Annotated in this window: 6 protein-coding genes; all 6 read left to right on the top strand. The window is 73.6% G+C overall.

What is annotated here, in order from left to right:
• Positions 1-6 precede the first annotated feature (6 nt).
• Positions 7-3,891, top strand: a complete 3,885-nt coding sequence (locus tag ACZ5CZ_RS07145) for a type I polyketide synthase (protein ID WP_468940176.1) — start codon at positions 7-9, stop codon at positions 3,889-3,891.
• The gene (locus ACZ5CZ_RS07140; protein ID WP_385845987.1) at positions 3,888-4,652 is read left to right on the top strand and encodes a thioesterase II family protein; all 765 of its coding nucleotides are present in this window, start codon (positions 3,888-3,890) and stop codon (positions 4,650-4,652) included. Before ACZ5CZ_RS07145 ends, ACZ5CZ_RS07140 begins: the two co-directional genes overlap by 4 nt.
• Before the next feature lie 73 nt (positions 4,653-4,725).
• Positions 4,726-6,162 carry an MFS transporter gene (locus tag ACZ5CZ_RS07135; protein ID WP_385845986.1) on the top strand — a complete coding sequence of 479 codons (1,437 nt, stop codon included), beginning with the start codon at positions 4,726-4,728 and terminating at the stop codon, positions 6,160-6,162.
• Between the two features lie 66 nt (positions 6,163-6,228).
• Positions 6,229-7,422, top strand: a complete 1,194-nt coding sequence (locus ACZ5CZ_RS07130) for a cytochrome P450 family protein (protein ID WP_468939950.1) — start codon at positions 6,229-6,231, stop codon at positions 7,420-7,422.
• A gap of 106 nt (positions 7,423-7,528) precedes the next feature.
• Entirely contained in the window at positions 7,529-8,866 is a 1,338-nt protein-coding gene (gene ccrA, locus ACZ5CZ_RS07125) for a crotonyl-CoA carboxylase/reductase (RefSeq protein WP_385845991.1), read from the top strand.
• 59 nt (positions 8,867-8,925) lie between these two features.
• Positions 8,926-10,137, top strand: coding sequence for a cytochrome P450 (locus ACZ5CZ_RS07120; protein WP_385845984.1), 1,212 nt, complete (start codon positions 8,926-8,928; stop codon positions 10,135-10,137).
• Positions 10,138-10,262: the final 125 nt, after the last annotated feature.

Below are 10,262 nucleotides of genomic sequence, written 5' to 3'. Positions count from 1 at the left end.
CAGCCCGTGACCGACGAGGCGAAGTACCTCGACTACCTCAAACGCGCCACGGCCGACCTGCGCGAGGCCCGCAGGCAGGTGCGCGAGCTGACCGAACGGCAGCACGAGCCGATCGCGATCATCGGCATGAGCTGCCGCTACCCCGGCGGGGTCACCGACCCCGACGGGCTGTGGGAGCTGGTGGCGGACGGCCGGGACGCCATCTCCGGCTTCCCGGACAACCGCGGCTGGCCCGAGGACCGGGCGGGCCACGGCGGATTCCTGCACCAGGCGGACGAGTTCGACGCCGACTTCTTCGGCATCTCGCCGCGGGAGGCGCTCGCCATGGACCCGCAGCAGCGGCTGCTGCTGGAGGCCGCCTGGGAGGCGTTCGAGGCGGCCGGGCTCGACCCGTCCGCGGCCCGCGGCGAGCAGGTGGGCGTCTTCACCGGCCTCAACCTGCACGACTACGCCACCCGCGCCGAGGCCATCCCCGCCGAGGCCCTCGGCTACCTCAGCACCGGCAACGCCGGCAGCGTCGCCTCCGGGCGGATCGCCTACGTCCTCGGTCTGGAGGGGCCGGCCGTCACGGTCGACACGGCGTGCTCGTCGTCGCTGGTGGCGCTGCATCTGGCGGCCCAGGCGCTGCGCCGCGGCGAGTGCCGGATGGTCCTGGCCGGCGGGGCGACCATCATGAGTTCCCCCGGCGCGTTCGCGGACTTCGGCGCCCAGGGCGGCCTGGCCGCGGACGGCCGGTGCAAGTCCTTCGCCGCCTCCGCCGACGGCACCTCCTGGGGCGAGGGCGCCGGACTGCTGCTGCTGGAGCGGCTGTCCGACGCCCGGCGGCTCGGACACCCGGTGCTGGCCGTCGTCCGCGGCAGCGCGGTCAACCAGGACGGCGCCAGCACCGGTCTGACCGCGCCCAACGGCCGGGCCCAGCAACGGGTCATCCGGCAGGCCCTCACGGACGCCCGGCTGGACCCCGCCGACATCGACGCCGTCGAGGCGCACGGCACCGGCACCCGGCTCGGCGACCCCATCGAGGCGCAGGCCCTGCTCGCCGTCTACGGCCAGCACCGCCCGGCCGGCAGCCCGCTCTGGCTGGGCTCGCTCAAGTCGAACATCGGGCACACCATGGCCGCGGCCGGCGTGGGCGGCATCATCAAGATGGTGCAGGCGATGCGGCACGCGACGCTGCCGAAGACCCTGCACGTGGACGCGCCGTCCCCGCAGATCGACTGGTCGGCCGGCGCGGTCGAGCTGCTGACCGAGGCCCGCCCCTGGCCCGCGGCCGACCGGCCCCGCCGCGCGGCGGTCTCCTCCTTCGGCATGAGCGGCACCAACGCCCACGTCATCATCGAACAGGCCGAGGAGGAGAGCGCGGAGCAGCCCGAGGCCGGGGCGGCCGCCGGTCCCCTGCCCTGGGTGCTGTCCGCCCGCACCCCCCAGGCGCTGCGCGCCCAGGCCGGCCGGCTCCGCGCCCATCTGCTCGCCCACCCCGAGCAGCGCGGCGCCGACACGGCCTGGTCGCTGGTGACCGGGCGGGCCGCGCTGGACCACCGCGCGGTCGTGGTCGCCGACGGCCGCGAGGAGCTGCTGGACCGGCTCGGCGCCCTGGCGGACGGCCGGGACGCGCCGGGCACCGTGCGCGGTACGACGGCCGCCCGGACCGTCGGCCGTACCGCCTTCGTCTTCCCCGGCCAGGGCTCCCAGTGGCCCGGCATGGCCACCGAACTGGCCGCCTCCTCCGCCGTCTTCCGGGAGAGCCTCACGGCCTGCGAGGAGGCCCTCGCCCCGCACGTCGACTGGTCGCTGACCCGGGTGCTGCGCGGCGACCCGGACGCGCCCTCGCTGGACCGGGTGGACGTGGTCCAGCCGGCCCTGTTCGCCGTGATGGTGTCGCTGGCCGCGCTGTGGCGGTCGTACGGCATCGCCCCGGACGCCGTCGCCGGGCACTCGCAGGGCGAGATCGCGGCCGCCTGTGTGTCCGGCGCCCTCTCCCTGGAGGACGCGGCGCTGGTCGTCGCCCTGCGCAGCCAGGTACTGACCCGGCTGGCCGGCCGGGGCGGCATGGTGTCGGTCGCGCTGCCCGCCGACCGGGTGGCGCCCCGGCTCGCCCCCTGGGACGGCCGGATCGCCGTCGCGGCGGTCAACGGACCCAACGCCACCGTGGTCGCCGGAGACGCCGACGCCCTGGACGCCTTCCTCGCCGTGAGCGAGGCCGACGGAGTGCGGGTGCGCCGGATCCCGGTGGACTACGCCTCCCACTCCCCGCACGTCGAGGCCGTCCACGAGGAGCTGCTCACCCGGCTGTCGGCCGTCACCCCCAAGCCCGCCGACGTGCCGTTCTACTCGGCGGTCACCGGCACCCGGCTCACCGGGACGGAACTGGACGCCGAGTACTGGTACCGCAACCTGCGGCAGACCGTCCGCTTCGAGGACACCGTACGGCTGCTGGTCCAGGACGGCTTCCGGTACTTCGTGGAGGCCAGCCCGCACCCCGTGCTCACCGGCGGCGTCGCGGAGACCGCCGACACCACCGACGCCGGCCGGGCCGTCACGGTCACCGGCTCGCTGCTGCGCGACGAGGGCGGCCTGCCCCGCTTCCTGGAATCGGCCGCCGAGCTGTACGTCCGCGGCGGCGCCGTCGACTGGACCGTGCCGCTGCCGCCCGCCCGGCGCGTCGAACTGCCGCGCTACGCCTTCCAGCGGCGCTCGTACTGGCTGGCCGCCACCCCCGCCGCCACCCTCCCCGCGGCCCCGGCGCCCGCGCCCGCCGCCGAGGAGGACACCGAGACGCTGCGCCGGACCCTGGCCGGTCTCACCGACGACGCCGAGCGGGCCGCCGCGGTCGCCGGCCACGTCCGCGCCGCCGCGGCCGCCGTCCTCGGGCACGCCACACCCGAGGACATCGACCCGGACCGGTCCTTCGTCGAACTGGGCGTCGAGTCCCTGACCGCCCTCCAGCTGCGCAACCGGCTGCGGGACGCGACCGGGCTGTCCCTACCCGCGACCCTCGTCTTCGACCATCCGACGGTCACCGTGCTCGCCGCCCACCTCGCCGACCGGCTCGCCCAGAGCTCCGGCGAACCCGCCGGCGACCCGCTGACCGCGCTGTTCCGGCAGGCCCACGACAGCGGTCGGCTCACCGAGGGCTTCCAGCTGCTGACCGCCGCCGCCGCGCTGCGCCCGGACTTCGCCACCCGCGCCGACGCGGACCGCTGGCCCGCACCCCTGCGCATCACCGCCGGCACCGGCGACCTCACCGTGGTGTGCCTGCCCTCGCTCAGCGCCGTCTCGGGACCACAGGAATATCTGCGGCTCGGCGCGGCCCTCGGCGCCGCCGGCGAGGTGTGGGCGCTGCCGCACCCCGGCTTCACCGCCGGCGAGCCGCTGCCCCGCTCGGCCACGGCCCTGGTCGCCGCCCACGCGGAGACCGCCGTCGAACTCGCCGCCGGCCGCCCCCTGGTGCTGCTCGGCCGCTCCTCCGGCGGCTGGATCGCGCACGCCGTCGCCGAGCACCTGGCCGCGCTCGGCACCCCGGCCGCCGCCGTCGTCCTCGCCGACACCTTCTCCCGCAGCGCGGACCGCACCAGCACCCAGCTGATGGTCTCCCAGCTGCTGGAGAACGAGGAGGCCGCCGAACTCCTCGACGACCAGCGGCTGGTGGCGATGGGCGGATACTTCCGGGTCTTCGCGGACTGGACCCCGGAGCCGCTCACCACCCCCGTGCTGCTCCTGCGCGCCACCGCCGAGGTCCCCGGCGCCGAGCCGGGCGGCCGGGGGCCCGGCTGGGAGCACGCCCACCACGTGGTCGACGTACCCGGAGACCACTTCTCGATGCTCGACACCCACCATCGGACAACCGCCGACGCCATCGCGTCCTGGCTGCGCACGGAGGTACGGGGATGACCAACTCCCTGACTGCACAAGAACTCTGGATCCGCCGCTACCAGCCGGCGCCCGAGGACACCGACCTGTCGCTGGTCTGCTTCCCGCACGCGGGCGGCTCCGCCAGCTACTTCCGCCCGCTCGCCAACGCCCTGGCCGGAGTCGCGGACGTCCTGCCGGTGCAGTACCCGGGCCGGCAGGACCGCCGCGCCGAACCGCCGATCACCGACATCGGCCGGCTCGCCGACGAGATCGTCACCGTGCTGGAGACCCTCCCGCGCCGCCGGCTGGTGCTGTTCGGGCACAGCATGGGCGCCTGCGTGGCCTTCGAGGTGGCCCGCCGCCTCGAAGCCGGCTCCGCCACCGAGCTGCTCGGACTGGTCGCCTCCGGCCGCACCGCCCCGCCCCGGCTGCGCGACCGAGGCGTCCGCTTCATGAACGACGACGGCATCGTCGCCGAGATCCGCCGGCTCAACGGCACCGACGACCGGCTGCTCCTGGACGACGACATCATCCGCATGATCATGCCGGCCATCCGCGCCGACTACACGGCGGTGGAGTCGTACCGGTACATACCCGGACCCCCGCTGCGCTGCCCCATCAGCGTGCTGGTGGGCGACCACGATCCGCAGGTCACCCCCGCCGAGGCGGAGAAGTGGCGCGAGCACACCGAGGCCGGCTTCTCGCTGCGCACCTTCCCCGGCGGCCACTTCTACCTGGCCGAGCAGAACGCCAAGGTGGCCCGGGCGCTGACCGAGGACCTGGCCCGGTTCAGCCGATAGGACCCTCTCCCGACCTCCCGGCGACGCCGCAGACGCCGTCGCCGGGGCATCCCCCGACACAGAAAGAACCGTTATGGCAAACGAACCGGCCGCCCCGGCTCGCCCGTCCTTCGGACTGACCGTCCTGGCCGTGTCCCTGCCGATGTTCATGGTGGCGCTGGACAACCTGGTGGTGACCAACGCGCTGGCCTCCATCAAGCACGACCTGCACGCCTCGATCCAGGGCCTGCAATGGGTCACCAACAGCTACATCCTCGGCTTCGCCAGCCTGCTGCTCGTCGCGGCCGGCCTCGGCGACCGGTTCGGGCGCCGCACGGTGTTCGTCTCCGGCCTGTCGCTGTTCGTGCTGTTCTCGATCGGCTGCGCCCTGTCCACCTCCACCGCGGCCCTGGTCACCCTGCGCGCCCTCCAGGGCATGAGCGCGGCCGCCGTACTGCCGCTGTCGCTGACCATGCTCACCGTGGCCGTGCCGGCCGAGAAGCGGGGCGTCGCGATCGGCATCTGGTCCAGCATCAGCAGCCTGGCCGTCGGCATCGCCCCGCTGATCGGCGGCGCCATCACCACCGGCATCGGCTGGCACTGGCTGTTCTGGCTGAACGTGCCGATCGGCATCGTCGCCGTCCCGCTGGTGCTGCGCGTGCACAGCGAGAGCAAGGGCGCGGCCGCCGGACTCGACCTGCTCGGCCTGCTCCTCGGCGCCGCCGGAGTGCTCGCCCTCGTCTGGGCCATCGTGGACAGCAGCGAGTACGGCTGGACCTCCGCCCGGGTGCTCGGCAAGTACGCCGCGGCCGCCGTCCTGCTGGTGCTGTTCGTGCTGTGGGAACGGCGCACCGCCCAGCCGCTGCTCCCGCTGCGCATCTACCGCAGCCGCGCCTTCACCCTGACCAACCTCGCCTCGCTCGCCGTCTACTTCGGCCTGTTCGGCTCGATCTTCTTCCTCGCCCAGTACCTCCAGGTGGTCCGCCACCACTCGCCCTTCGTGGCCGGTCTGTGGACCCTGCCGTGGGCCGTCATGCCGACGATCTGCGCGCCGTACGCGGGCAAGCTCATCCCCAAGGTGGGCGCCAGCAAGCTGATCGCCGCCGGTCTGGCGCTCGCCGCCGTCGGCCTGGCCTGGTGCGCCCTGATCTCCGACCCGGCCACCGCCGACTGGCAGATGGTGGTGCCGTACATGCTGTGCGGCATCGGCACCGGACTGATCTTCGCGCCGAGCGCGACCGTCGTGGTCACCTCGGTGCAGCCGCAGGACATCGGCAAGGCCTCCGGCACCAACGCCACCGTCCGCGAGATCGGCAGCGCCCTCGGCATCGCCGTCCTGACCACCGTCTTCACCAGCCGGGGCGGCAACTACCAGTCGCCGGCGGCCTTCACCGACGCCATCATCCCGGGCCTGTGGATCTGCGTCGTGGTGCTGCTGGCCGGCGGCGCGCTGGCGCTCGGCATCCCGCCGCTCAAGCCGCCGGCCCCGGCCCCCGCGCCGGCCGCGAAGCCGCAGCCCGCCCTCGACTGACCACCCTTCCCGCCACGCACCGCTCGGACCGCAAGGACCGCACGCACCACAAGGAGCACAACGCACATGGTCACCTTCACCGACCTCTACGCCGAGTACGGCGTGAAGTCCCCGCACGACCTGTTCGAGCGGCTGCGCGAACAGCGCCCGCTGTTCCAGGTCGAGCTGCCCAACGGGGTGCCGCTGTGGCTGGTCACCCGGTACGCGGACTGCCGGGCGGGCCTCGGCGACGCCCGGCTGTCCAACCGGATCGGCACCCGGATCGTCGCCAAGGACGTGCTGCCCGCCGAGATCCGCGCCAGCATGGGCACCCACATGCTGCGGGTCGACGGCACCGACCACACCCGGCTGCGGCGGCTGGTGTCCTCCGTGTTCACGGCCAAGCGGATCGAACGGCTCCGGCCGATGATCGAGCAGATGACCAGCGACCTGCTGGACAAGATGGCCGCCAAGGAGCACCCGGACGCCATCCACGACCTGGCCTACCCGCTGCCCATGCAGGTCATCTGCGAACTGCTCGGCGTGCCCGTCGCCGACCACGAGCGCTTCCGCACCTGGTCCAACGCCTACCTCGCGGGCGTCGGCACCCAGAACTTCCCGGTCGACGTGGTCACCGAGTTCGTCCACTACGTCCGCGAGCTGGTCGAGCAGAAGCGGGCCGAGCCGGACGACAAGCTGCTGTCCGCGATGATCTCCGCCCGGGACAACGAGGACCGGCTCGCCGAGAACGAGCTGACCTCGATGTGCTTCCTGCTCATCATCGCCGGCTACGAGACCACCGTGAACCTGCTCGGCAACGGCACCGCCCTGCTGCTCGCCGACCCCGAGCTGGCCGACCGGCTGCGCGCCGACCACGAGAGGATCCCGGCCGCCGTCGAGGAGTTCCTGCGCTACGAGAGCCCGGTGCCCGGCGCCAGCTTCCGGGTCGCCACCGAGACCCTGGAACTGGGCGGACAGACCATCAAGGAGGGCGAACTGGTCCTCATCTCCCTGCTGTCCGCCAACCGCGACGAGCAGGTCTTCGACGACTCGATGACCTTCGACGCCGAGCGCACCCCCAACCAGCACATGGCCTTCGGCTACGGCATCCACTACTGCCTGGGCGCCCCGCTGGCCCGGCTGGAGGCCCACATCGCCTTCCGCCAGCTGCTGGAGCGCTTCCCGAAGATGGAGCGCCTGGACCCGTCGGCCGAGCTGAAGTGGCGGCCCGGACTGGTGATGCGCGGTCTGACCGAACTGCCGGTGAAGCTCGGTCAGTAGACACCCCGGGCGGTCCCCCCCCGCGAGACCGCCCACGGCGGTGGCCGGCCGGCACGGCCACCGCCGCCGGAACCTGAACCCCCTAGCCCCACGGGAGTCTGTGGTGATAGCCGACCTGCTGGCCGCGATCGAGTCGCCTGACGCGGCGGCCCGCGACTTCGCGTCCCTGCCGGTACCGGAGTCCTACCGGGCCGCCGTGCTGCTCAAGGACGAGCAGCACATGTTCGACGGGCTGCCGCTCGCCGACCGGCAGCCCGCGAAGGCCCTGCACCTGAAGGACGTACCGACCCCGGAGCCCGGCCCCGGCGAGGCCCTGGTCGCCGTCATGGCCAGCTCCGTCAACTACAACACGGTGTGGAGCGCGCTGTTCTCGCCCGTGCCGACCTTCGCCTTCCTCGAACGCTACGCCCGCACCGGCGGCCCGGCCGCCCGGCACGACCAGCCCTACCACGTGATCGGCTCCGACCTGTCCGGGGTCGTGCTGCGCACCGGCCCCGGAGTGCGCCGCTGGCAGCCCGGCGACCGGGTGGTCGCGCACTGCCTCTCCGTCGAGCTGGAGGACGCGGCGGGCCACGACGACACCATGCTCGACCCCGAGCAGCGGATCTGGGGGTTCGAGACCAACTTCGGCGGCCTGGCCCAGCTGGCGCTGGTGAAGGCCAACCAGCTGATGCCCAAGGCCGCCCACCTCACCTGGGAGGAGGCCGCCGCCCCCGGACTGGTCAACTCCACCGCCTACCGCCAGCTGGTCTCCCGCAACGGCGCGGGCATGAAGGTCGGCGACAACGTCCTCATCTGGGGCGCGGGCGGCGGCCTCGGCTCGTACGCCACCCAGTACGCGCTGGCGGGCGGCGCGGTGCCGATCTGTGTCGTCTCCAGCGAGCAGAAGGCGGAGATCTGCCGCGCCATGGGCGTCGAGGCGATCATCGACCGCAGCGCGGAGGACTACCGGTTCTGGCGCGACGAGCACACCCAGGACCAGCGCGAGTGGAAGCGGCTCGGCAAGCGCATCCGCGAACTGACCGGCGGCGAGGACGTCGACATCGTCTTCGAGCACCCCGGCCGCGAGACCTTCGGCGCCTCCGTCTACGTCACCCGCCGCGGCGGCACCATCGTCACCTGCGCCTCCACCTCCGGCTACCGGCACGAGTTCGACAACCGCTACCTGTGGATGCACCTCAAGCGGATCATCGGCTCCCACTTCGCCAACTACCGCGAGGCCTGGGAGGCCAACCGGCTCGTCACCAAGGGCCGCATCCACCCCACCCTCTCCCGCACCTACTCCCTCGCGGAGATCGGCCAGGCGGTGGACGACGTCCACGCCAACCGGCACCACGGCAAGGTCGGCGTGCTGTGCCTCGCCCCCGGCGAGGGGCTCGGCGTCACCGACCCCGAGCTGCGGGCCCGGCACGAGCCGGCCATCAACCGCTTCCGCACCGGCTGAGCGGGCCACCCGCCACCCGGCCCGACCCTCGCCCCCCACTCACAGATTGGCCGAGTCGCATGACCGACACCCCTCTCGCCCTGGAGTCCCTCGACTACCCGTTCGAGCGGCCCACGGCCCTGGAACCGTGTCCCCACTACAAGCGCCTGCGCGAGAGCTGCCCGGTGGCGGACATCCGGATGCCCAGCGGTGACCACGCCTTCCTGGTCACCGACTACGACGCGGTGCGCACCGTCCTCTCCGACGCCCGGTTCAGCCGGGCCGCCACCGCCCGGCCCGGCGCTCCCCGGATCGGCACCGAGCCGCAGAACGCCAAGAACCTGCTCAGCATGGACCCGCCGGAGCACACCCGGGTACGGCGACTGGTCTCGCGGGAGTTCACCGCCCGCCGGGTCGCCGCGCTCCGGCCGCGCATCCAGGCCTGCGCGGACGAGCTGCTGGACACGATGGAGCGGACCGGGTCCCCGGCCGACCTCGTCCCGGCCCTCGCCTTCCCGCTGCCCGTGACCGTCATCTGCGAACTGCTCGGGGTCCCGCTGGACGAGCGCGAGCAGATCGCCGAGTGGTCCGGCACCGTCCTGTCGACCGTCTCGCTGCCGGTCGAGCAGATCGTCGCCGCCCACACCGGGCTGGCCGGCTACCTGGGCGGCCTGATCGCCGCCAAGCGCGAAAAGCCGGGCGACGACCTGCTGTCCGCCCTCGTGTCGATCCACGAGGAGGACGCCGAACGCCTGGACGAGGAGGAGCTGCTGCACCTGGCGATCACCCTCCTGATCGCCGGGCACGAGACGACCACCAACCAGATCGGCAACAGCGTCCTCGCGCTGCTCACCCACCCCGAGCAGTTCGAGGCGGTCCGCCGCGACCCCGGGGCGGTCCCCGCCGCCGTGGAGGAGCTGCTGCGGTTCGTCCCGCCGGGCGACGAGGCGACCCTGCGCATCGCCACCGAGGACGTGCGGCTGGGCGACACCCTCGTCCCGGCGGGCACCGCGGTCCTCGCCTCGCTGGCCTCCGCCAACCGCGACGCCGGCCACTTCACCGCGCCCGACACCCTCGACACCGCCCGCGTCCCCGACGCCCAGCACCTGACGTTCGGCTACGGCATCCACTACTGCCTCGGCGCCGGACTCGCCCGTCTGGAGCTGGAGATCGCCATCGGCAGCCTGCTGCGCAGGTTCCCCACGCTGCGACTGGACATCCCGGCCGACCAGGTACCGCGCTCCGCGGGCCGCCTGATCCACGGCGTCACGTCCCTGCCGGTGGCCTGGTAACCCCGCCCCCGCCACGGCGCCGCCCCTCCCGGCGCCGTGGCACCCGGCCCCCCGGGCCGAACGCTCTGGGCGCGCCCCGGCCCGACTATGCTCACCTCATGCCGGAGGCCGTAACCAGGGCCGCA

The organism is Streptomyces sp. NPDC031418, from assembly GCF_055581605.1.
This window is presented reverse-complemented; position numbering and strand designations above follow the sequence as displayed.

Bases quoted from the DNA above. Each gene is read 5' to 3' on its own strand.
- ACZ5CZ_RS07130 (WP_468939950.1), top strand. From the start codon at position 6,229: ATGGTCACCTTCACCGACCTCTACGCCGAGTACGGCGTGAAGTCCCCG.
- ACZ5CZ_RS07135 (WP_385845986.1), top strand. From the start codon at position 4,726: ATGGCAAACGAACCGGCCGCCCCGGCTCGCCCGTCCTTCGGACTGACC.
- ACZ5CZ_RS07140 (WP_385845987.1), top strand. From the start codon at position 3,888: ATGACCAACTCCCTGACTGCACAAGAACTCTGGATCCGCCGCTACCAG.
- ACZ5CZ_RS07120 (WP_385845984.1), top strand. From the start codon at position 8,926: ATGACCGACACCCCTCTCGCCCTGGAGTCCCTCGACTACCCGTTCGAG.